General features: G+C 70.1%; 21 protein-coding genes. 8 read left to right on the top strand and 13 right to left on the bottom strand.

Annotated features, from left to right (window positions below; translation table 11 throughout):
• Nucleotides 1-253 precede the first annotated feature (253 nt).
• Nucleotides 254-679 (top strand): DUF779 domain-containing protein, encoded by a 426-nt coding sequence (locus tag ACGFWI_RS12450; protein WP_393905913.1) that lies wholly within the window; start codon nt 254-256, stop codon nt 677-679.
• A 179-nt stretch (nt 680-858) separates the two neighbouring features.
• On the opposite strand, the gene ACGFWI_RS12455 is transcribed toward ACGFWI_RS12450, so the two are convergent.
• From ACGFWI_RS12455 to ACGFWI_RS12465, 3 genes are all read right to left on the bottom strand, one after another.
• Nucleotides 859-1,806, bottom strand: coding sequence for a hypothetical protein (locus tag ACGFWI_RS12455; protein ID WP_393905914.1), 948 nt, complete (start codon nt 1,804-1,806; stop codon nt 859-861).
• A 307-nt stretch (nt 1,807-2,113) separates the two neighbouring features.
• Entirely contained in the window at nt 2,114-2,632 is a 519-nt protein-coding gene (locus tag ACGFWI_RS12460; protein ID WP_393905915.1) for a lytic polysaccharide monooxygenase auxiliary activity family 9 protein, read from the bottom strand.
• A gap of 302 nt (nt 2,633-2,934) precedes the next feature.
• Nucleotides 2,935-3,954: a LacI family DNA-binding transcriptional regulator gene (locus ACGFWI_RS12465; protein WP_393905916.1), complete on the bottom strand. Its 1,020-nt coding sequence runs from the start codon at nt 3,952-3,954 to the stop codon at nt 2,935-2,937.
• A gap of 349 nt (nt 3,955-4,303) precedes the next feature.
• On the opposite strand from ACGFWI_RS12465, the gene ACGFWI_RS12470 reads away from it, so the two are divergent.
• Together ACGFWI_RS12470 and ACGFWI_RS12475 are read left to right on the top strand one after the other, a co-directional pair.
• Nucleotides 4,304-5,251 carry a nucleoside hydrolase gene (locus ACGFWI_RS12470; RefSeq protein WP_393905917.1) on the top strand — a complete coding sequence of 316 codons (948 nt, stop codon included), beginning with the start codon at nt 4,304-4,306 and terminating at the stop codon, nt 5,249-5,251.
• Nucleotides 5,248-6,690 carry an MFS transporter gene (locus ACGFWI_RS12475; protein WP_393905918.1) on the top strand — a complete coding sequence of 481 codons (1,443 nt, stop codon included), beginning with the start codon at nt 5,248-5,250 and terminating at the stop codon, nt 6,688-6,690. The genes ACGFWI_RS12470 and ACGFWI_RS12475 overlap by 4 nt, the downstream gene beginning before the upstream one ends.
• Before the next feature lie 99 nt (nt 6,691-6,789).
• Here ACGFWI_RS12475 and ACGFWI_RS12480 read toward each other — a convergent pair whose 3' ends face one another.
• A complete protein-coding gene (locus ACGFWI_RS12480; protein WP_393905919.1) occupies nt 6,790-7,929 on the bottom strand; it encodes a Vms1/Ankzf1 family peptidyl-tRNA hydrolase in 1,140 nt (379 codons plus the stop codon).
• A 298-nt stretch (nt 7,930-8,227) separates the two neighbouring features.
• Between ACGFWI_RS12480 and ACGFWI_RS12485 the strand changes: the two genes are divergently transcribed.
• From ACGFWI_RS12485 to ACGFWI_RS12495, 3 genes are all read left to right on the top strand, one after another.
• Entirely contained in the window at nt 8,228-8,644 is a 417-nt protein-coding gene (locus ACGFWI_RS12485; RefSeq protein WP_393905920.1) for a DUF2795 domain-containing protein, read from the top strand.
• A gap of 120 nt (nt 8,645-8,764) precedes the next feature.
• The gene (locus ACGFWI_RS12490) at nt 8,765-9,247 is read left to right on the top strand and encodes a DUF5709 domain-containing protein (RefSeq protein WP_393905921.1); all 483 of its coding nucleotides are present in this window, start codon (nt 8,765-8,767) and stop codon (nt 9,245-9,247) included.
• A 619-nt stretch (nt 9,248-9,866) separates the two neighbouring features.
• Entirely contained in the window at nt 9,867-11,171 is a 1,305-nt protein-coding gene (locus ACGFWI_RS12495; protein WP_393905966.1) for an NAD(P)/FAD-dependent oxidoreductase, read from the top strand.
• A 127-nt stretch (nt 11,172-11,298) separates the two neighbouring features.
• Here ACGFWI_RS12495 and ACGFWI_RS12500 read toward each other — a convergent pair whose 3' ends face one another.
• Nucleotides 11,299-11,712: an Asp23/Gls24 family envelope stress response protein gene (locus ACGFWI_RS12500; RefSeq protein WP_393905922.1), complete on the bottom strand. Its 414-nt coding sequence runs from the start codon at nt 11,710-11,712 to the stop codon at nt 11,299-11,301.
• A gap of 279 nt (nt 11,713-11,991) precedes the next feature.
• On the opposite strand from ACGFWI_RS12500, the gene ACGFWI_RS12505 reads away from it, so the two are divergent.
• Nucleotides 11,992-12,630 carry a class I SAM-dependent methyltransferase gene (locus ACGFWI_RS12505; RefSeq protein WP_393905923.1) on the top strand — a complete coding sequence of 213 codons (639 nt, stop codon included), beginning with the start codon at nt 11,992-11,994 and terminating at the stop codon, nt 12,628-12,630.
• Nucleotides 12,631-12,769: 139 nt separating this feature from the next.
• Here ACGFWI_RS12505 and ACGFWI_RS12510 read toward each other — a convergent pair whose 3' ends face one another.
• Genes ACGFWI_RS12510 through ACGFWI_RS12545 form a run of 8 tightly spaced genes read right to left on the bottom strand, consistent with a single transcriptional unit; the run spans nt 12,770 to nt 20,503 of the window.
• On the bottom strand, nt 12,770-13,033 hold the full coding sequence (locus ACGFWI_RS12510) for a UBP-type zinc finger domain-containing protein (protein ID WP_030082447.1): 264 nt from the start codon (nt 13,031-13,033) through the stop codon (nt 12,770-12,772).
• Between the two features lie 29 nt (nt 13,034-13,062).
• Nucleotides 13,063-13,506: a thioredoxin gene (gene trxA, locus ACGFWI_RS12515; RefSeq protein WP_393905967.1), complete on the bottom strand. Its 444-nt coding sequence runs from the start codon at nt 13,504-13,506 to the stop codon at nt 13,063-13,065.
• A gap of 5 nt (nt 13,507-13,511) precedes the next feature.
• Entirely contained in the window at nt 13,512-16,154 is a 2,643-nt protein-coding gene (gene clpB, locus ACGFWI_RS12520; protein ID WP_393905924.1) for an ATP-dependent chaperone ClpB, read from the bottom strand.
• Nucleotides 16,145-16,558, bottom strand: a complete 414-nt coding sequence (locus tag ACGFWI_RS12525) for a chaperone modulator CbpM (protein ID WP_393905925.1) — start codon at nt 16,556-16,558, stop codon at nt 16,145-16,147. The genes clpB and ACGFWI_RS12525 overlap by 10 nt, the downstream gene beginning before the upstream one ends.
• Nucleotides 16,555-17,514: a DnaJ C-terminal domain-containing protein gene (locus ACGFWI_RS12530; protein ID WP_393905926.1), complete on the bottom strand. Its 960-nt coding sequence runs from the start codon at nt 17,512-17,514 to the stop codon at nt 16,555-16,557. The genes ACGFWI_RS12525 and ACGFWI_RS12530 overlap by 4 nt, the downstream gene beginning before the upstream one ends.
• A 6-nt stretch (nt 17,515-17,520) precedes the next feature.
• On the bottom strand, nt 17,521-18,036 hold the full coding sequence (locus ACGFWI_RS12535) for a nucleotide exchange factor GrpE (protein ID WP_393905927.1): 516 nt from the start codon (nt 18,034-18,036) through the stop codon (nt 17,521-17,523).
• Nucleotides 18,037-18,045: 9 nt separating this feature from the next.
• On the bottom strand, nt 18,046-19,956 hold the full coding sequence (dnaK, locus tag ACGFWI_RS12540) for a molecular chaperone DnaK (RefSeq protein WP_393905928.1): 1,911 nt from the start codon (nt 19,954-19,956) through the stop codon (nt 18,046-18,048).
• A gap of 58 nt (nt 19,957-20,014) precedes the next feature.
• Nucleotides 20,015-20,503: a general stress protein gene (locus tag ACGFWI_RS12545; RefSeq protein WP_393905929.1), complete on the bottom strand. Its 489-nt coding sequence runs from the start codon at nt 20,501-20,503 to the stop codon at nt 20,015-20,017.
• Nucleotides 20,504-20,716: 213 nt separating this feature from the next.
• On the opposite strand from ACGFWI_RS12545, the gene ACGFWI_RS12550 reads away from it, so the two are divergent.
• Nucleotides 20,717-22,423, top strand: coding sequence for a PucR family transcriptional regulator (locus ACGFWI_RS12550; protein WP_393905930.1), 1,707 nt, complete (start codon nt 20,717-20,719; stop codon nt 22,421-22,423).

Genomic DNA, 22,423 nt, shown 5'->3' on the forward strand with positions numbered 1-22,423 from the left:
CCGACGACGCCGGTCCCCACCGGATCTCACGGCCCGCCCTCGTGTGCAACCACCTCGCAACGTTGCAGGGAGTTAACTGGGGCACTGCCTCGGTGGCGGCTCGGTGACCATGTTCCGGCCCGTTCCGGTCCGGTTCACCGCCGTCCCGGGAGCGGCATCCGTTGTGGCCGGTCAGGAAAGGACGGCACGTGTACCGACAAGAGATGAACAACCCGCAGGTCAGCGGCACCGTGAAGAAGTCGGAGCGCTCCTGATGAGCGGCGGCGAGGAGCAGGAGACGGCCGCCGGGGACGCGGTTTCGGCGGGCGCTTCGCGGATCGCGCTGAGCGCGGCGGCGAGCGAACTGCTGCGCCTGCTGCGCGATCAGCACGGCCCGCTGATGTTCCACCAGTCCGGCGGCTGCTGTGACGGCAGCGCCCCCATGTGCTACCCGGCCGGGGAATTCCGTACGGGATCGTCGGATGTGCTGCTGGCCCGGCTGGCCGTGGAGGGTATGCCGGAACCGGTGGGGTTCTGGATGTCTGCGGACCAGTTCGAGCGCTGGCGGCACACGCATCTGACGGTGGACGTCGTACCGGGGCGGGGCAGTGGCTTCTCCCTGGAGGCGCCGGAGGGCGTCCGCTTTCTGATCCGCTCACGGCTGTTCACCGACCAGGAACGCGCAGTTCTCGGCGACTGAGGCCGGGAGAAGCCGGGGAATGAGAGACAGAGCGAGGCCCCACACACGGGGGAGAGCGTGGGGCCTCACCCTGTAAAACGGGCGGACGGCGCCGCAGGTTCCCGTTCGGTGAAAATTCCGCAAGAAAATCTTGTGCGCGGCGTGTAGGCCCCTCAGCCCGGCCGGCCCCATGCCATCGCTCAGGCCTCGTCCTGCACCAACCGCTCCAGCAACTCCTGGAAGTCCGCGTCCGCCACCACCCGCAGCCCCTCGCCGTCCAGCTGGCTCAGCGGGGTCATCACACCACGGCGCCACCAGAAGACCCGGGGGCTGATGGCACCCGCCGCGTCCTCGTGACCGGCCGCCGCGAACTGCGTCATGGCCTGCAACGCCGGGATGACCTGGGCATCGTGAATACGGTGGAACGCCAGCTGGTGGCGGAAGGGCAGGGCGACCAGCGCACCGTCCGAGGTGAGCTCGGTGCCCATCAGGCGCTGCACCAGTTCGTCCAGCACCAGCACCCGGCTCGCCGTGAAGAAGGAGTCGCCGAGCAGCACCTCGAACGCCGAGCCGTCACCGCGCCGCACGGTCTCATGCCCTTCGACCGGCAGGGCGCGCAGATTGTTCATCGCCCGGATCCGCAGCTCCGCCACGTCCCCGAGGTCGGTCAGGGAGTCCTCGCTCAGCATCTGCACCGCCTCGGGCAGATCGAGCGCGAGCACTTCCCGCAGCCCCGGCGCCGGCGCGCGGCCGTAGCGGAAGGAGTCGGAGGCGGGCAGCGTCTCCTGGGCGACCACGCGAGGGTAGAGACAGGCCCGGATCTCGTCCGCGCTGAGGATCTCCAGCGGCTGCGGGCCGTCCATCGTGCGGAGCACCTTGCCGACGTGATCCCGGATCAGCGCGGGCCAGCTGCGCTCGCCGCGCCGGTCGCGGTGGCACACCGCGGCGAGGTTGCCGAGGCCGAACTGCCGGCCCGCGGCGTCGGTGACCACGCCCGCATACGCGGTGACTTCGAGCCCCTGTTCCGCGAAGGCCTGCCGGACCTGCGATCTGAAGACGCCGCCTTCGCGCTCGGAGAAGAAGCTGAACTCCCCGTCGCGTGCCAGATCGCGGGGATCCCGCTTCGGTCCTCGGCGGAACAGGCCCATCTCTTCCTCCCGGCAGCGGCCACGAACAACGGCCTTGAATGGGCCGATCGTAACGGGTGCACCGCCGCCCTCGTCGCCCTGTCGCCTGCCGTTCACGGCGGTGACCGGCGCAGGGAGACGAGGTGGTGGGGCCGGAAGGACGAGGGAGGGAGGAGGGGGCGGGAGGAGGGGGCAGGAGGACGGATGGGCCAGGTGTGCTCCCGTCACCCACGTGCCGGGACAGCACACTCAGGGCCTGGCCGATGAATCAGGACCCAGGGCGTGTCTTTCGGATCCTCGCGGCCCGTGCTGATCCGAAAGACACCGCCTAGCCGCCGATGTTGACGTCGATGCAGGCGTAGAAGGCATTCGCCGTATCGGCGATGTTCCAGACCGCGAGGATCTTCTGCTTGCCCTTAATGGCACCGAAGTTGACGGTGTGGGAGACGGTCTCCGGTGGCTGGGCACCGCCGTCGTTGAACTCGGCGACCTTCGTCCCGCCTACGAAGTACTGCCAGGTACTGGTGGAATGACGTGCCGTCAGTTTCCAGCTGAAGGTCTGTGAGCTGCCGATCGGGGTGACCTTCCAGCCCTTGGCGTCATCGTCGAGTTCGGCGAACCGGCTGTTGCCGCCGCTGCAGTTGGTGAGCCCCTTGGGGCCCTCGACGCTCTGCGGCTCCCATTTGATCGGGCCGCAGTCGATGGCGCCCGCGGCGCACTGCGCCTGCCGGCTGGGCGGCGAGGACACATATCCGTGCGCGCTTGCCGGGCTGACCGGCATGGTGACGACGAGCAGCGGGGCGATTCCCGCACCGATGGCGAGGGCCAGCTTTCTTTTCTTGTGCATGTCAACCCTTTCGCGAAGGAAGCCGCCGCGCGAGAACGGCGGATCCAACGCCACGGCGGGCGCCGAACGTCCGCCCCGGGAAGCCTCGTTGAGTGGGGGGTGGAAGACGCGAGGGTGCACCAATTGGTCTAGACTTTACTCTCTGACCGCGTACGGTCAAGAGTCGTGAGCGCTCCGGCTCTCCCCTGCCGGCCGTTCTTCGGGGCCGGTACGGGCATGCTTCGTCGCCGCGGGAGGAGCGCCCCCGAGGCGACCGCGGTCAGTGGAGGTCAGTGGATCAGTCCTGGTCAAGACGGCTGCGGTCAGCGGGGCAACGGAGCGCCGACGGGTGCGCTGGACGCCCGTACGACCAGCCGCGGTGCGAGCCGGACCGTGCGCCGCGCTCCCGGCTCCCCCGCGGCCGGGCCCCGGCTCAGCAGACGGGCGGCCTCGGCGGCCAGTTCGCCGACCGGCTGGCGGACGGTGGTCAGCGCCGGGTCGGCGAGACCCGCGAGCGGGATGTCGTCAAAGCCGGTGACGGCGACCTCGCCCGGTACCTCCGCGCCCAGTTGCCGCAGACGTTGCAGGGCACCGGCGGCGATGAGGTCGTTGGCGCAGATCAGGGCGTCCGGGCGGGACGGCCAGACGCGGTCGACGGCGGCCCGCCCCCACTCCACCGAGAAGTCACCGAGTTCGATGCGTCCAGGGGCCGTGGGATCCAGCGCCCCGGCCCCCGCCTCGTAGGCCGCGCGCCGTTCGACCGCCGCCGACGCGGTCCCGGCCGCGCCGACGAAGCACGGGCGGCGGCGGCCGGTGGCAGCCAGATGATCGAGCACCAGCGCCATACCGGCCGCGTTGTCGACGGCGACGGAGTCGGCGACGCCGGGACCGCAGCCGCGGTCGAGCAGCACCAGCGGCACCCGGGCGGCCGCGCTTGCCACCGCCTCCCGGCTGCGCCGTTCGTCGACGGGTATCAGCAGCAGGGCGTCGACCTGCCGCCCCAGGAACGCGCCGATCCGGGCCGCCTCGGTCACCGGGTCGTCGTCGCAGTCGGCGAGGAGTACGGCCCGCCCCTCGGCGTGCAGGGCGTGCTCCAGCTCCCGGACGAGGGAGGGGAAGAACGGGTTGGTGATCTGCGGCAGAACGAGTCCGACGGTGCCGGTGGAACGGCTGCGCAGGGCGCGGGCCACATGGTTGGGCCGGTAGCCCAGACGCTCGGCCGTCTCGCGTACGGTGCGTGCGGTCTCGGCGCCGACCGGACGGGTGCCGGCCAGCACACGGGAGACCGTGGCAATGGAACAGCCCGACGCCAGCGCGACATCCCGCAACGTGACTTCGGCCACCGTCTCCCGGCTCCCTTCGCTCGGCCCGCCCGAACCGGAGGGAGCATACGCCCCCTTGCTTATCTGGCAAACGTTGTCCCATGAATGGTGGATCCCCCGGCCGCCGCACCCACTCTTCGTCCCGATAACGGCCGGATGGCCAGAGATTGAACCATTGACAACCAGCAGGTCTATGGGTCAAGTTTCCGGAGAACGTTTTCCCATGCTGCTCGCTCGTCGGCTGACTCCACGCCCGGGCTCGCCGATGGGTGACCGCCGGGCGCGCTGTGCGCCGGAGCCCCTGCCGGCCCGCGCACACCACCACTTTCATCACCGCTGTTCCGAGCAGCAGAGCAAAGGGGCTCTTCCGTTGGCCAGAAAGATCATCCTCGACTGCGACCCGGGGCATGACGATGCGATCGCCATGCTCCTGGCACATGGCAATCCCGACGTCGAGCTGGTCGCCGTGACGACCGTGGTCGGGAACCAGACGCTGGAGAAGGTGACCCGCAATGCCCTGTCCGTGGCACGCATCGCCGGGATCACGGGCGTGCCCTTTGCCGCCGGCTGCCCGCGTCCGCTGGTGCGGGCCATCGAGACGGCACCGGACATCCACGGCGAGACCGGTCTCGACGGCCCGGACCTGCCCGAGCCGGCCATCGAGCTGGACCGCCGGCACGCGGTGGACCTGATCATCGACACCGTGATGTCCCACGAGCCCGGCGAGATCACCATCGTCCCGACCGCGGGCCTGACGAACATCGCGCTGGCCGTACGCAAGGAGCCGCGGATCGCGGAGCGGGTCCGCGAGGTCGTGCTGATGGGCGGCGGCTACCACGAGGGCAACTGGAGCGCGGTCGCCGAGTTCAACATCATCATCGACCCCGAGGCCGCGCACATCGTCTTCAACGAGCGCTGGCCGGTGACCATGGTCGGCCTCGATCTGACGCATCAGGCGCTGGCGACCCCGGAGGTCGATGCGAAGATCGCCGCGGTCGGCACCCGCCCGGCCAGGTTCGTCGGTGAGCTGCTGGACTTCTTCCGTGAGGCCTACCGCGAGAACCAGGGCTTCGAGTACCCGCCGGTCCACGACCCGTGCGCGGTGGCGTACGTCATCGACCCGGACGTCATGACCGTACGCAAGGCCCCGGTGGACATCGAGCTGCGCGGTGCGCTGACGGTCGGGATGACCGTGACGGACTTCCGTGCGCCCGCCCCGGACGACTGCACCACCCAGGTCGCGGTCAAGCTGGACCACGAGCGGTTCTGGAACCTCGTCGTGGACGCACTCAAGCGGATTGGCGACGTCGAGGCATGAACCTTTCCACCACACAGCGCCCGACCGAGGTGACGGACGGCGGCGGATCCGGTGTACGGATAGGCGTACTGGTCGCGGCACTGCTCGCGGCGTGCTTCGCCTTCCAGCTCAACGCCAGCATGCTCAGCCCCGCGCTGAAGAACATCGAGGACACCCTCGGCGCCAGTTCCGCCGAGATCGGCCTCACCCAGACCGCGTTCTTCACCTCGGCGGCGCTGTTCTCCCTGTTCCTCCCGCGGCTGGGCGATGTCATCGGCCGCCGCCGGGTGCTGGCCGGCATGCTCGCCCTGATGGTCGTCGGCTGTGTGGTCGCCGCGCTGGCGACCAGCGTGCCGATGCTGTTCGCCGGCCGCGTCATCCAGGGTGTCTGCGGTCCGGTCGTCCCGCTGTGTCTGATCATGCTGCGGGTCGAGGTGAAGGAGCCGAAGCGGTACGGCACCCTGCTCGGCGTGATCACCGCCGTCAACGGCGGTATCGCCGGTGTCGACTCCCTCGCGGGCGGCTACCTCGCCGACAACCACGGTTTCGGGTCGGTCTTCTGGGCGATGGCGGTCGTCGCGGCCCTGGCGACCGTGCTGGTCGCCACGCTGACCCCCGAGTCGACCTCGCCAGCGGCGACCCGTATGGACTGGCCCGGGGTCGCGCTGCTCGTCGTCTCCGTCGGCTCCCTGCTGATCGCGCTCAACGAGGCGGGCAAGCTGGCCGCCGCCAGCTGGCCACTGATCGCCGTCCTGCTCGTGCTGTCCGCGGTCGCCTTCGCCCTGTTCTGGCGGACCGAGAACCGCAGCGGGCACCCACTGGTCGCCACGCGGCACCTCAAGCAGCGCGCGACCTGGGCGACCCTGCTGACCACCGTGCTCACCATGACCGGTGTGTTCGCCGTGATGAACGGGCTGATCCCGGCCTTCGCCCAGGACGCACAGGCCGGTCTCGGTATGAGCGCCGAGGCCTCTGCCTGGTGGACGCTGTCCCCGTACGCGCTCGCCGGGCTGGCCATGGGCCCGCTGGCCGGCCGCCTCGCCGCCACCTTCGGCTACGGCCGCATCCTGCGGTTCGGCCTGGTCGGGTCGGTGGCGACGGTTGCGCTGATGCTGCTGACGATGCACAGCCATTCGCAGGTCCTGCTGCTGGTGACGTCGATCCTGGTGGGCATCGCCTACGCGGGCGTGGCGAACATCGTCCTCAACGGGCTGGGCATCGTCCTGTCCCCCAGCGAGAACCCGGGCTTCCTGCCCGGCCTCAACGCGGGCGCGTTCAACCTCGGCGCGGGGCTCAGCTTCGCGCTCCTCTACGCGGTCAAGACCGCCGCCTCGCCGACCGACCCGTCGTCATCCGGCGGCTACACCGCCGGCATGATCGCGGGCGTGGTCATTCTGGCCGCGGCCATTGCGACGTCCTTCCTGATTCCGAAGCCGGTGGCGGCCGAAGCCCAGAGCTGAGGCACCTGCCGGGTACCAACTCGCCGCCCGCCGCCGGATTCCCGGTCGGCGGGCGGTTCGACCGGCCGGGCACCGTCCGCCGAGGGGCGGGTCACCAGCTCACTCCGGCCCCGCTTCCCTCGTCCCCCGCAGCAGGGCGCCGAGCCCGCCGGACGGTGCGCGCTCCGGATCACGGACCACCACGATGTCGGCGCCGGTCGCGGCCGCCGACCGCACCAGGGCGTCATCCGCCCGTGCGACAGCTGGATGTTCCTCCCCCAGATACGTCAACTCCGTGCCGCGCACGGCGAGTTGGTCGGCTTCGGAGCCCACCCAGACCTGCCGGGCGATGTCCGCGCCGTGCGGGCTGACCAGCAGGGTGTCGATCCGGTGTTCCCGCGCCGCCTCGACCAGGGCGGGGATGCCGGCCGCGGCGTGCGGGGCGCTCTTGTTCCCGGGCCCGGCGCCCGTACGGAAGCGGTCCGCCACCTGCGCGATGTGTTCGCGTTCCTGGACCGCCCTGACCTGGGCGATGTCCCGGTCCACGAGCGCGCTCTCGGCGCCGGGCGCACGGCCGCCGTGTTCGCTCTCGTAGGTGAGGGCGCGCAGCGGTTCGGGCAACTTGCCGTGCACCAGGTGGCGTTCGCGTGCCTCCCCGACCAGGACGACGGCCTCGGCGCCGCTCTTCTCGAACGCCTCGCGCACCGCGTCGGCGATCTCTCCTGCGTTCTGCTCCCAGGTGTTCTCCACCTTGGCCTGGAAGTGCCGTTCGGACGGGTCACCCGAGGCGGTGCGATGGAGGGGCCAGTCGGCTCCGCTGACCCGGCCGGCGTCCTCGGTGCCCCGGTCGCCGAGGAGGGCGAAGTCCGCTCCGGCCCGGTCCAGGCGGACCACCAGGCAGACGGGATCGTCGCCGATGGCCGCCAGCAAGGGGGTGACCCTGGGTACCGGGCCCCAGGCCGCGAAGGGGGCGGCCAAGGGCCCGGGGAGCGGGGTGTCGAGCACGATCGCACCGTGGGCGGCGAACAGCACCCGTCCGGTGTGCGCCCCGGCCTCGCCTTCCCGGCGCGTGAGCAGGGCCTCGTGCACCGCACCGCAGGTGGCCTCGTCCGCGCCGAGCGCGAACAACTGCGCCGTGGTGGCACTTGCCGTCAACTCTTGTTGTTTTGCGGCGTCCTCGCTGCGGTGCGGGACATTGGCATAGACGGACGCCCAGGGGCCTGGCCGGTTGATGACCGGTTGCAGGAGCGAGAGTCGCATGGCGCTGCCTCCTTGGCTTCCTCGGATTCCGCGGATTCTCCCGGTGTGCGGCTGGCTGTCATCGGTCTGCGGCTGACTGTCATCGGTATGTCGTTATGTGGTGGGGTGACTTACGAATTCCCGTTCCCGAAAGGCGTATGCATGGCGGGCATATGCATCTGCCGTCACTTTCCGTGCCTGCCCGGATGATTTCCGTGCGCACGGTTGAAACGACGCCGCCGGGTTGTTAGGGCTGGGGGACCAGGGAAACTGGGAGTAACGCGTCGGGTCTGTACGACTCGTAAAGCCGGAGGCACCCATGGTCATGGAACACGGCACGGACAAGACCGGCCCCGCCAGGGATGACGTGATGAAGAAGCAACTGCGCGGGCAAATGACGGCGGAGCGCTCCCTGCGGACCGATGAAGAGCATGAACTCCAGCCCGCGGGAGAGGACCAGCCGGTGGCGGCGTGGTCTCCCGAGAGCGATTTCAGGGGCGGCACACCGAGCGGCATGACCGAGCAGGATGTCGGGCTGCGCTCCGAACTCGCCCAGCACCTCGGGCGGAGCCTGTATCCGGCCGACAAGTACGCGATCATCGAGACCCTTCGGCGGAACAACGCACCGGACCGGCTGGTCGCGATGGCCGAGCGGTTGCCCGCACACGAGCGGTTCGGCAATGTGCAGAGCATCGCCGAGGCCGTCGGCCTCGCGACGGAACACCGACGCGCCTGAGGCCGGGGCGGTCCGTGTCTCCTGGCGCTGCCGCGAGACGCCAGGAGGCGGACAATTGGTTGTACAGGCACCTGCCGCACCCCGCGGCCGGGCCGGCGCACGGGAAGAGGGAGGGCGGTTATGTCCGACGACTCAATGGGCGACGAGGTCTATCAGCCGCCCAGATCCGATCCCCAGGACAACCCCAACGACCTCGACATGGAGGACGCCCTGGACGAGCCGGATCTCGACGAGACGCTGGACACCGGCTATTCGCCTCCGGAGCGGCCCTTCGTGGTGAATCACGAGGGGACCACCGCGCGCGAGCTGCACGACCGCGAGACGCTCGACCACCGGCTGGCCGTGGAGGTACCGGACGTCTGCGCACCCGACGGCGACGGTATCGGCGACCTGCCGGACGGGGTGGGGGAACCCACGGACCTGGAATGCGGCGACGAGCGGGCCGGCCGGCTCGTCGGCTCCGACGAGGGATTCTGGCGCGGGGGCAGCAATGACATCGCCGCCCGGGACGTCGGGATCGACGGCGGCGCCGCATCCGCGGAGGAGGCGGCGGTGCATATCGCGCGGGACAATGCGGGGGACGGGGAGCGGGAGAGCGGCTGACGGTCGGCCGTGCGCAGGCCGCGCACGGACCACGTCCGCGGCACGTTTGTCGTCCGCAGTCCGAGAAGCGCGGAGGACGCCCGGCCGGCTCGGGACGGCAACCGGACGCGGTCGTGGCGGCGCAGCCCCAGCGTATGCACCCGTCGAACCAGGACTTCAGCGCGCGGCTGCCCCCCGGTGGGGTCAACTCGCCGCGGAGCGCGGTCCGCAGCACGCGGGATGGGCCCGCCCTCAGCACCGTCCGCCCGCCCCATGCCATCGGGGGCCCGGCCGGTGCCGCACGGCGACTGTGGGGGCCTGGCGTTGCCGGCCGGGTCGTCTGCACCCGCTTCGGCATCATCGCGGCCGTGATCGCCTCCGCCGCGGACCCGGCCTGCACGGTCCTCGCTCGACGAGCCGTCCAAGGGCTACTGCCGTCACAATGAGAACAACGAAAGCGCGACGAGACCATCATGTGTACCCGGCCGCTCACCGGTTAGCCGACAAGACACCACACACCGTCGACCGGTGTATCCGCGCGGGCCGTCCGCTCACATCGGACCGCGACCGCCGCTCGGCCCAGCGCCTGAGCACTCCCTCGACCGCAGGAGTCCACGTGAATCGACGTCGTCCTCGGATCGTGATCGTCGGAGCCGGCTTCGCCGGTTTCGAATGTGCCCGCACGCTCTCCCGGCTGGCCAAGGGAGCCGCCGAGATCGTGCTCCTCAACCCCCACGACTACTTTCTGTATGTGCCGCTGCTGCCGGAAGTGGCGGCCGGAATTCTGGAGCCCCGCCGGGTTGCGGTATCGCTCACCGGGAGCCTGCCGGGCACCCGGTTCGTCCTCGGGCAGGCCCACGACGTGGACCTCGATGCCCGTCGGGTGGACTACACCGACCCCGAGGACCGGGAGGGCTCGCTGTCCTACGACCGGCTGGTCCTGACCGTCGGCAGCGTCAACAAACTGCTGCCGATCCCCGGCGTCGCCGAGCATGCCCACGGCTTCCGTGGCATGCCCGAAGCGCTGTACCTCCGCGACCACATCACCCGCCAGATCGAACTGGCCGGCGCGACCGAGGACAGCGCCGAGCGGTCCGCCAGGACCACCTTCGTGGTGGTGGGCGCCGGATACACCGGCACCGAAGTCGCCGCCCACGGAGTGCGGTTCACCGATGACCTGGCCCGGCAGAACGTGGGACTTCGGGACGGCCCACGCCCCCGCTGGCTGCTGCTGGACGTCGCCGACCGGCTGCTGCCCGGACTCGACGAGCGGCTGTCGCACACCGCCGACCGCGTTCTGCGCTCCCGCGGCGTCGATGTCCGCACCCGCACGTCCGTCAAGGAGGCGACCTCGAACGGTGTACTGCTCGACGACGGCGAGTTCATCCACAGCCGCTCGCTGATCTGGTGTGTGGGCGTACGGCCCGACCCGCTGGTCGACTCGTTGGGGCTGCCCACCGACAAGGGGCGGTTGTGCGTCGACGAATTCCTGGGGGTGCCCGGCCGGCCGGAGGTGTTCGCCTGCGGTGACGCCGCGGCCGTTCCGGACCTGACCCGCCCCGGTGAGGTGACACCGATGACCGCCCAGCACGCCCAGCGGCAGGGCAAGGTCGCGGCACACAATGTGGCGGCATCCTGCGGCCAGGGCTCACCGCGCGCGTACGAGCACCGCGACCTGGGCTTCATGGTCGACCTGGGCGGCATCCAGGCCGCGGCGAACCCCTTCCACATCCCGCTCTCCGGCCCGCTCGCCGGCGCCGTCACCCGCGGCTACCACCTCATGGCGATGCCGGGGAACCGTATTCGGGTGGCCGCCGACTGGATTCTGGACGCGATGCTGCCGCGCCAGGGCGTACAACTGGGACTGGTCAGCTCCTGGTCGGTACCGCTGGACACCGAGTCCCCAGAAGTGCCCCGTCTGCCGGGCAAGTCCGGAACGGCGTAAGAGACGACACCGCGAGCCGGCCCCGCCCATGCCCGAGGTCGCACCCCGCATGAGCGAGTGAAAGGGGTTCTCCGTGGCGGAGAACTCCGGCCGGGTGGCGGAGAGCTCCGGCCGGCCGTGTCGCTGTCTACTGCACCCGTTCCGGTTCGCCTTCGTCCTCTTCGGGGAGCCACACATCGCTCACCGCGATATTGACTTCCACGACTTGGAGACCGGTCATCCGCTCGACCGCGGAAATCACGTTCTCGCGCACGGCTTTCCCCACCTCAGGGATGACCTCGCCGTAGTCGACGATGATGTCGAGATCAACCGCCGCCTGTTTCTCGCCGACTTCGACCTTGACTCCGTGCGTGACCGTGCCTCCCCCTGGTACGCGTTTGCGCAGGGCTCCTACCGATCTCGAAAACCCGCTGCCCAGGGCATGCACCCCCAGCGAATCAGCGGCTGCCAGAAAGGCGATTTTTGCGACCACGCCGTCGGCAATGGTCGTACGCCCCAGGTTCCCGGTGTTCCGCGACCCACGCTCTGCGACATCGGTCATCGCGCATCACCTCTTTGCTCCATTGAGGGGAAGTCTTCGGCCCTCTCCTCACGCTATGGCCGCACGGGTGACGCTGCCTCCCGAACCAGGACGGGACGGCTCCGGGGCCCGAACCGGCACCTTCTCTTTGCCGATCCGGCAAAGAAGTTTGTCGATCTGCGCACTCTCGGCGGACCCTCTCCTCAAGGCGGTACGGCGCGGCAGCGGCGACACCGCCCGTGCCCCGGGTGAACCGAAAGCACCGGAGCACATCCAGCCCACACGCAGGAGGACGCGCCGATGACCCACGACAGCACCATCCCGGACCACGAATTCTGGGACTCCCGCTATGCGGAGAGCGACCAGATCTGGAGCGGACGCCCCAACGCCCCCCTGGTCCGGGAGGCCGGTGACCTCATGCCGGGCAAGGCACTGGACCTGGGATGCGGTGAGGGAGCGGACGCCCTCTGGCTCGCCGAACGAGGCTGGCACGTCACCGCCGTTGACATTTCCCGTGTCGCCCTCGACCGTGCGGCACAGCACACGGCGGCAGATGCCGCCCGGCGCATCAACTGGCAATGGCACGACCTCAGTACGTCGTTCCCGGCCGGCAGCTTCGATCTCGTCTCCGCCCAATTCCTGCATTCCCCCAGCGATATGCCGCGCGACGAAATCCTGCGGAAGGCCGCCTCAGCTGTGGCACCGGGCGGAGTACTCCTGGTCGTCGGACATACGGGCTTCCCCTCCTGGGAGCCCGACCCGCACCCCGAGATCCACTTCCCCACCCCCGACGACGTCCTCACGGCGCTCGACCTGCCGGACGGGGAGTGGGAAGTCCTGCGCAGCGAGGAGCACCAGCGCACCCAGACCGGTCCGGACGGGGAGCCGACCACCCGCATCGACAACACCCTGAAGCTCCGCCGCCGCGCCACGGCTTGAGGGACCCGCTCCGGACGTCAGCCGCGGTGAAGACACCCGGCGGTGTGGTCGCCGGCACCAGTGGCCCGCGTCCGAGCGATTCCCGGATGGTCGGGGGTTTCGGGGCATGTCCCGTGCGGTGGTGCGGCGCCGGCGGTCATCAGACCACTGCCTCGTGGACGTAGCACCAGCGCCAGTTCTCTCCCGGTTCGAGGGGCTGCACGATGGGGTGGCCGACGTTGGCGGCGTGCAGACGGGCGTGCTTGAGCGGCGAGGAGTCACAGCATCCGACGTGTCCGCAGGTCAGGCAGAGTCGGAGGTGCACCCAGGGGGAGCCGAGGCGCAGGCACTCCTCGCAGCCCTCCGGCGTGCGCGGCGTCACCGGGCGCACTAGCGACAGGTGCCAGTCGCTTTCGGTGGTCATGACGGTCCTCCTTCCCTCGGCGGACGGGCTCAGCGGCGACCCGCGATGGTGTCCTCGACCCACTTGCGCAGCGCGCCGGCGGGGGCGGCGCCGGCCTGTCGGGCGATCACCTCTCCCTTGTCGAGAAGGAGCAGGGTCGGCACGGCCTGCACCTGGAAGCGCTGGGACAGCTTGGGAGCCTGGTCGACATCGACCTTGACGAGTTTGACCTTTCCGGCGAGCTCGCGGGCGACCTGTTCCAGTGCGGGGCTGACCATGCGGCAGGGGCCGCACCACGTGGCCCAGAGGTCGACGAGGACGAGGGGCGCCGCCTGCTCGGCGACCTCAGCGAAGTCGTCATCGCCGGCATCGACGATCCAGGGCAGCGGGGCGCCGCAGTTTCCGCATCGGGGGCGCCCCTCCGCGGCGGCCGGCACCCGGTTCTTGCTGCCGCACTTCTCGCAGCGGACCGTCTCGCTCCGACTCGCGTCCACCGTGCTCACGCAGCCATTCCGTGGTCGGCCCGGGCCGGCCCGTCGTACGTCACGACCAGTTCACCGTTCTGGGCGTCGACCTTGATCGTCGAGCCGTCCAGCACATCGCCGCGGATCAGGGCCCGCCCGACGAGCGTTTCGACCTCGTGCGAGATGAAGCGGCGCAGCGGCCGTGCCCCGTAGACGGGGTCGAAGCCCTGCTGGGCGATGAGCTCCCGGGCCCGATCGGTGAGTTCGACGGTGATCTGGCGTTCGGCCAGGCGCCGGCGCAGGTCGTTGAACTGCAGCTCGACGATGCGCTTGATCTGCTCCATGCCCAGGGGCTTGAACAGCACGACGTCGTCGACGCGGTTGAGGAACTCGGGGCGGAAGTGGCTTTGCAGTTCGCCCATCACCAGGGCTCGCGCCTCGGGTTTGATCTCGCCGTCGGCGGTCACCCCGTCGAGCAGATGGGCCGATCCGATGTTGGAGGTCATGATGACGACGGTGTTGCGGAAGTCGACGGTGCGGCCCTGGGCGTCGGTGATCCGGCCGTCGTCGAGTACCTGCAGCAAGGTGTTGAAGACATCGGCATGTGCCTTCTCCACCTCGTCGAACAGGACCACGGAGTAGGGCTTGCGGCGCACCGCCTCGGTGAGCTGGCCGCCCTCCTCGTAGCCGACGTATCCGGGCGGCGCTCCGACCAGCCTGCTGACGGTGTGCCGTTCCTGGTACTCGCTCATGTCGAGGCGGACGATGCTCTCCTCGGTGTCGAAGAGTGCCGCGGCGAGCGCCTTGGCCAGTTCGGTCTTTCCGACGCCGGTGGGGCCGAGGAAGAGGAACGAGCCGATGGGCCGGCGCGGGTCGCGGATGCCGGAGCGGGCCCGGATGATGGCGTCGGTGACCAGCTTGACGGCCTCGTCCTGGCCGATCACCCGCTCGGTGAGGATCTCGTCGAGCCGCAGCAGCTTGTCCCGTTCGCCTTCCTGCAGCCGGGTCACCGGGATGCCGGTCCACGCGGCGACGATCTCGGCGATCTCGTCCTCCGTGACGACCTCGCGCAGGAGCCGGGTCTCGCCCTGCTTGGCGGCGAGCGCCTCCTCTTCGGCGGCCAGCCGGCGTTCGAGCTCGGTGAGCTTGCCGTAGCGCAGTTCGGCGGCGCGGTTGAGGTCGTAGGTGCGTTCGGCCTCCTCGGCGTCCTGGCGGACCTGTTCCAGTTCCTGCCGCAGTTCCTGCACCCGCCGGATGGCCTGGCGTTCGGCCTCCCATTGGGCGTGCATGGCGTCGGCCTCGGCGCGCAGGTCGGACAGTTCGCCCCGGAGTTCGCCCAGCCGCTTACGGCTGGCGGGGTCGGTCTCCTTGTCCAGGGCCGCTTCCTCGATCTCCAGGCGGGTCACCCGGCGGGTGATCTCGTCGAGTTCGGCCGGCATCGAGTCGATCTCGGTGCGCAGCCGGGCGCAGGCCTCGTCGACGAGGTCGATGGCCTTGTCCGGCAGGAACCGGTCGGAGATATAGCGGTGGCTGAGGACGGCGGCGGCGACCAGCGCGGTGTCCTGGATCTTCACGCCGTGGAAGACCTCCAGACGTTCGCGCAGACCGCGGAGGATGGAGACGGTGTCCTCCACGCTCGGCTCCTCCACCAGGACCTGCTGGAAGCGGCGTTCGAGGGCGGCGTCCGACTCGATGTGCTTGCGGTACTCCTCCAGCGTGGTGGCGCCGATCATATGCAGCTCACCGCGGGCGAGCATCGGCTTGAGCATGTTGCCGGCGTCCATGGCGCCCTCGGCGCCGCCGCCGGCTCCGACGACCGTGTGGAGTTCGTCGATGAAGAGCAGGATGCGCCCCTCGGCGGCCTTGACCTCGCTCAGCACGGCCTGCAGTCGTTCCTCGAACTCGCCGCGGTACTTCGCGCCCGCTACCAGCGAGCTCATGTCGAGGGAGAAGATGGTCTTGTCGCGCAGCCCTTCGGGCACGTCGCCGCGGACGATCCGCTGCGCCAGGCCTTCGACGATGGCTGTCTTGCCGACGCCCGGGTCGCCGATCAGCACGGGGTTGTTCTTCGTCTTGCGGCTGAGGATCTGGATGACCCGGCGGATCTCCGCGTCCCGGCCGATCACCGGGTCCTTCTTGCCGCTCCGCGCCTCGGCGACCAGATCCTGGCCGTACTTCTCCAGCGCCTCGTACGCGCCCTCGGGCGTCGCCGAGGTGACACGCTGGTTCCCACGGACGCGGGTCAGCGCGGACAGGAAGGAGTCCTTGGTGATGCCGTGTTCCTTGAGCAGGCGGCCCGCCGCGGTCTTGGAGCCCTCGTCGATCAGAGCCAGGACCAGGTGCTCCACCGACACATATTCGTCCTTGAGCCGCTTGGCCTCCTGCTCGGCGCTGTCCAGCAGTTTGGCCAGCCGCTGGGTGACGTACACCTGGCCGGGTGTGGCGCCGGGTCCGGTCACCTTCGGCCGGCGGGACAACTCGCTCATGACCGCGGCGCGCAGCGCATCCGTGTCGGCGCCCGCCTGGTCGAAGAGCCGGGGCACCAGCCCCTCGGGCTGGTCGAGAAGAGCGAGCAGCAGATGCTCCCCGTCGACCTCGGTCTGGTCCATCCGGCCGGCGATCGTCTGCGCTTCCTGAAGGGCCTCCTGGGACTTCTGGGTGAGCCGGTTCATATCCACGATTCATCACTCCTAGAGCCGGCGTTGCTGCGCCTCAACGCGGCCTCCAGCTCGCTGACCCGGTCGAGCAGGTCCATCACCAGACCGAGGGACGCGTAGTTGAGGGGGAGCCCGGCCCGTAGCCGTTGGATGCGGGCGAGGGTTGCGGGGGCGGCCGGGTCGAACCACAGCCGGCCGCTGTCGTCCCGGCCGGCGTCGACCAGGCCGAGTGTGACGAACCGCCGGACGAGATCGGGGTGGAGTCCGGAGCGCCGGGCCACGACGTCCAGACTGAGTCTGTCGACGGGCGCGAGGGCGTAGTTGCGGACAACGACGTTCAGGCCGCGCTGCCGGTCCGGCGCCGTCGTCCGGCGATACCCGGCCTCCGGCCCGGCGGCAGCGGCACGCCGCGGATCATGGGTCATCCTGGCTTCCTCGGGTCGAAGGTGGAAACGGCGGCCAGCTCCTCGAAGAGCTCACGCTCCCGGTCGCTGAGTTCGGGCGGCACCATGATGCGGACCTCCGCGTAGAGGTCTCCGTCGGTGCCACGGGGGTGGGGCATGCCCTCGCCGCGCAGCCGCAGCCGGCGGCCGCTGGAGGAGCCCTTGGGAACGGTGACTTTCGCGGTGCCGCCGGGCGTGGGTACCGGTACCGTCGCGCCGAGCGCCGCCTCCCACGGCGTCACCGGCAGCGCGACGTGGATGTCCCGGCCCTCCAGGCGGAATCGCGTATCGGGCTTGATCCGTACGCGCAGGTACAGATCTCCCGGGGGACCGTCACCGCTGCCCCTGCCGCCTTCCCCGGCCAGCCGGATGCGCTGCCCGTCGACCACGCCACGCGGGATGTTGACGTCGTAGGTCCGCTGTCCGCCGGGCCCGGCGAGGGTGATGCTGCGATGGCCGCCGTGGTACGCCTCCTCGACACCGAGCTGGATCTCGGCCTCCTGGTCGGCCCCGGGAACCGGACCCCAGCGTCCGCCGCCGCGGCCGTACATCCCGCCGAACAGATCCTCGAAGTTGAAGCCGGAGCCGTCGAATCCCTCGCCGTAGTCGGTGAACCGGACCCGGCCGCCGCCGCCGTCGCCGGTGGACCGGCCGCGGCCTCGGGCTCCCGCCCCGGCCCCCACACCCGCGCCCACCCGTTCCTCCCAGTCCTCCGGGACCTGCCGGAAGTCCTCGCCGAAGCGGTCGTAGCGCTTGCGCGTCTTGGGGTCGGACAGCACGCCGTACGCCTCGTTGAGCTCCTTGAAGCGCTCCTCCGCCTGCGGATCCTTGTTGATGTCGGGGTGATGCTTGCGCGCCAGCTTGCGGAAGGCCTGCTGGATCTCGTCGGAGCTCGCGTTGCGCTTCACCCCGAGCACGTCGTAGTAGTCCCGTGCCATGGGGCGTCACTCCTGCCGCTTGCTCACCAGGACGGCCGCGGGGCGCAGCTGCCGGCTCCCCTCGCCGTAGCCGGGACGCACCACCTGCACCACGGTGTTCGGCTCAGCATCGGGGGCGTCGACGGTGCCGACGCCCTCGTGCTTGGTCGGGTCGAAGGGCACTCCGGTCTCCTCGTAGCGGGGATACCCGAGCCGGCCGAGCACGTCGACCGCCTGGTCGCGTACGGCCTTGACCCCTTCGACCACGGCGGACGGATCGGATCCGGCATGGGTGAGCGCCAGGTCCAGATTGTCGACCACCGGCAGCCAGGCCATCGCGGTGCGGGCGCGTTCCTCGTTCCGTACGGCGTCCAGTTCCTTGGCGTGGCGCTTGCGGAGGTTGTCGAGGTCCGCGAGGGCGCGGCGCCAGCGGTCCTGGAGCTCGTCGAGGGCCGCGGCGTGGTCGTCCACCTCCGGCTGCTCCGGGGGCAGGGCCTGGCTCAGCTCGTCCTGGGGCGTCGTCGGCTCCTGTTCGGTGGACATCGCCGCACCTCAGCTCTTGTCGAATTCGGCGTCGACCACGTCGTCGTCGGATCCGGCGGAGCTGCCCGAAGCACCCGCTGCCCCGGCGTCCGCCGTGGCCCGCTCCTCCGCGGCCGCTCCCCCGCCTGCCTGAACGGAGGCCAGCGAGGCGTGCATCTGCTGGAGCTCGGAGGTCAGCGACCTCACCTTGTCGAGCGGTGCTGCCTCCTTGACGGCTTCCCGGGCGTCGGTGACGAGCATCTCGGCGCGCGCCTTCTCGTGCGCGGGCGCGGCGTCGCCCAGCTCGTTCAGCCGGCGTTCGACCTGGTAGGCAACGGCGTCCAGCTCGTTGCGGGCGTCGACCGCCTGGCGCAGCGCCTGGTCCTCACCACGGTGCTGTTCGGCCTCCTGGACCATCCGCTCGACCTCGCTCTGGTCGAGGTTGGAGCCCTCGCTGATGGTGATGCCCTGCTCGGCGCCGGTGTCCTTGTCCCGCGCGGTGACATTCAGGATGCCGTTGGCGTCGACATCGAAGGTGACCTCGACCTGCGGCTCACCGCGGGGCGCGGGCCGGATGTCCTTGAGCTGGAAGCGCCCGAGGACACGGTTGTCCTTCGCGAGCTCGCGCTCTCCCTGCAGGACGACGATGTCGACCGCTCCCTGGTTGTCCTCGGCGGTGGAGAACGTCTCCGTGCGCCGCACCGGGATGGTGGTGTTCCGCTCGATGATCTTGGTCATCACACCGCCGCGGGTCTCCACACCCAGCGACAGCGGGATGACGTCGAGCAGCAGGACGTCCTTGACGTCGCCCTTGAGCACCCCGGCCTGGATCGCGGCGCCCATCGCCACGACCTCGTCGGGGTTGACGCTCATGTTCGGGTCCTTGCCTCCGGTCAGCCGGCGGACCAGGTTCTGGACGGCGGGGATACGGGTGGAGCCGCCCACGAGGATGACCTCGTCGATATCGTTCTCGCTGACCTTGGCATCGGCCATCGCCTGCTTGACCGGCTCCATGGTCCGCTCGACCAGGTCGGAGGTGATCTGGTCGAACGTGGACCGCATGACCGTCTCGGTCAGATGCTTCGGGCCGGACGCGTCCGCGGTGATGAACGGCAGGCTGACCTGTGTCTGACTGACCGAGCTGAGTTCGGTCTTGGCCTTCTCCGCGGCCTCGAACAGCCGCTGCAGTGCCTGCGGGTCGTTCCGTAGATCGATGCCGTTCTCCCGTTGGAAGTCGTCCGCGAGGTAGTCCACCAGCCGCCGGTCGAAGTCGTCGCCGCCCAGGTGGCTGTCGCCCGCGGTGGACCGGACCTCGACCACCCCGTCGCCGACGTCGAGCAGGCTGACGTCGAAGGTGCCGCCGCCCAGGTCGAAGACGAGCACGGTCTCGTGCCCCTTCTTGTCCAGCCCGTAGGCGAGCGCCGCCGCCGTGGGCTCGTTGATGATGCGCAGGACTTCCAGGCCCGCGATGCGCCCCGCGTCCTTCGTCGCGGTGCGCTGGGCGTCATTGAAGTAGGCGGGGACGGTGATGACGGCCTCTGTCACCTTCTCGCCCAGCTGCTTCGCGGCATCGTCCGCGAGTTTGCGCAGGACCAGAGCGCTGATCTCCTCCGGCGCGTACAGCTTGCCGCGTACCTCGAAGCGCGCATTGCCGTGTTCATCGGCGACCACGTCGAAGCCGACGGCCTTCGCCTCGTCGGAGATCTCGTCGAAGCGGCGGCCGATGAAGCGCTTGGCCGAGTAGATGGTTCCCTTGGGGTTGAGGATCGCCTGGCGGCGGGCCAGCTGGCCCACGAGCCGCTCGCCCGTGTCGGTGAACGCGACGACCGAGGGAGTCGTGCGGCTGCCCTCGGAGTTCGGGAGAACCGTCGCCTCACCGCCCTCCCACGCGGCGATCACCGAGTTGGTGGTTCCGAGGTCAATGCCGACTGCCTTAGCCATGGGGACACTCCTTCATCGAAAGCCACGGAAGCGTTCGCGCGCCCTGTGCCGCGGGGTCTCACTTCTCGCTGGCGGTGGTGCCGGCCGCCGCGCTCCCGAGCCGGTCGAGCAGCTTGGCGGCCTCATCGGCCACCTCGGCGTCCACCACGACCTCGTACCGGCTCGGCTGCATCACACTCACGGAAGCGAAGTCGCGGCGCCCGCGCTGCAGGCCGTACAGAAGCAGCCCGAGCAGCGCACCGATCAGCGCCCCGAAGATCAGCCCGTAGAGGGCCAGCAACAGCGACGACAGCACCGGGTTGAGCCAATCGAGCAGACCGAAAAGCCAGCCGATCAGAGCGCCGGGGAGAGCACCGGACGCGGCCCCGCTCAGCGCCGCCCTCCCGAAGCCGACACGACCCACAACTTGTTCGACGAGTTGGAGGTCGTGGCCGATGATGGCGACTCGTTCCACAGGGAATTCCTGGTCAGATAGGTAATCGACTGCGCGCTCGGCCTCCGCGTAGGTGGGGTAGGACGCGATGGTCCGACGATCCTGCTGGCTCATGTCCCCTCCTCCCGGCGACACACCGCTGCTACTGATTCACCGCTGACCGCTTCAGTCTCGCCATCGCAGGCGACCCGCGGCCTGCGCCTGCGAGGCCGAAATCCGTAGGCGATCTCGGTCTGGCGGGGTGAGCTGATCGAGGCCGACATATCGGACAAGATCTGCGTAGTGTGGATCCCGGGCGAGTCCCTTAGAAAGGCCCGTGATCCCACCATGACCACGACCTCAGGCACGGCGGGCCGGTCCCCCCGGAACAGCTGGGGCCGCGAGCACCTGGCGAACCTGTACAGCCTCTTCGTGCTCTCGATGATCATGAATGACGCGCCGGACGAGAGCGACGTCCTGACGCGGGCACTCACCGCCGTTGGCACCCTCGGTCCGTGCCGCGCCGAGGGTGCCTACCTCACGCTCGACAACGGCCTGACCCGCGCACCCGCCGACTGGCCCCACGCCACCGCCCACCTCGATGCCCAGGTCCGGAGACTGGGCGGTCAGGACGGGCCGGTCACGGTGCCGGACCGGGAATGGGGCTGGAGCCTCGCGCTGCACAGCACGGCGGACGCCATCGGCCACCTGGTGGTCAGCGCACCGTCCCGGCCCACCGATGACGAGTACTTCCTGCTGCGGGTCCTGGCTCAGCAGACCGCGGCGGCCCTGACGCAAGCCATGGCCCGGCGCACGGAACGCGACCGTGAACAGCAATTGCGGCAGCTCAGCGACGACCGCGCGGCCACGAACGCCCGGCTCACCACGTCCGTCTCCGAACTGGAGCACCAGCGCTCCGTCCACGAGATTCTCAGCGACGCCTCCGCGAACGACGACGGCGTCCAGGGCATCGCCGAGGCTCTCCACCGGCTCACCGGCCACCCGGTGGCCATCGAGGACCGCTTCGGCAATCTGCGGGCCTGGGCGGGCCCGGGCCGTCCCGACCCGTACCCCAAACCCGAGGCGACCCTGCACGAAGAGCTTCTGCAGGAGGTGGCCCGCAGGCTGCGGCCGGTGCGGGTGGGGGAACGGGTCATCGCCCTGGCCCGGCACCGTGGCGAGATCCTCGGCACGGTGGCCCTGATCAACCCCGAAGCAGGCACCGGCGAGGAAGAACGGTTCGCCCTCGATTACGCCGGGACCGCCCTGGCCCTGGAACTGGCCCATCTGCGCAACCTCGCCGAGGTGGAACTGCGGCTACGGCGCGAACTCGTGGACGACCTGATCACCGGCGCCGACGACGAGAGCGCCTACGCCCGGGCGGCCGCCGTCGGCCATGATCTGCACGGCCCGCACTATCTCGCCGCGGTGCAATGGGCGGGCCGTCCGGCCGACGACGCCTTCGTGCAAGCAGTCGGCAGGTCGGCGGCCGGCCTGCGGATGCGGTCACTGCTGGCCAGACGCTCCGGGATGGCCGTCCTCGTGCTGCAAGGGCGTCCGCGGGCGAAGGCCCTGCACGAGGCGGTCGTACGCGAACTGGGCTCGCCCACCGGATCGATCGGTGTGGGCGGCCGCTGCGACACCCCGAGCGAGATTCCGCGCTCGTTCCAGGAGGCGCTGCGCGCGCTGGAGGTCCGCCAGCGCTCGCAGTCACCGCACGGCACCACGACCTTCGACGAGCTGGGCCTCTACCGCATCCTCGGGCCGGGCGGCGGCTACCGGGAGGTCGAGCAGTTCGTCCGTGAGTGGCTCGGCCCGCTCCTGGACTACGACGCCGCACACCACTCGGACCTGGTCCAGACCCTCTCCCAGTACTTCGAGTGCGGCGGCAACTACGACGCCACGGCAGCCACCCTTGCCATCCACCGCAGCACCCTGCGCTACCGGCTCCAGCGCATCCGCGAGGTCAGCGGCAGCGACCTCGGGGACGTCGACAGCCGGCTGAACCTGCACGTCGCCACCCGGGTGTGGAAAGTCCTGGGCGGCCGACCCTGA

Origin of the sequence: Streptomyces sp. NPDC048434, assembly GCF_043200375.1 — a bacterium.
In the GTDB taxonomy this organism is placed as follows: Bacteria; Actinomycetota; Actinomycetes; order Streptomycetales; family Streptomycetaceae; genus Streptomyces.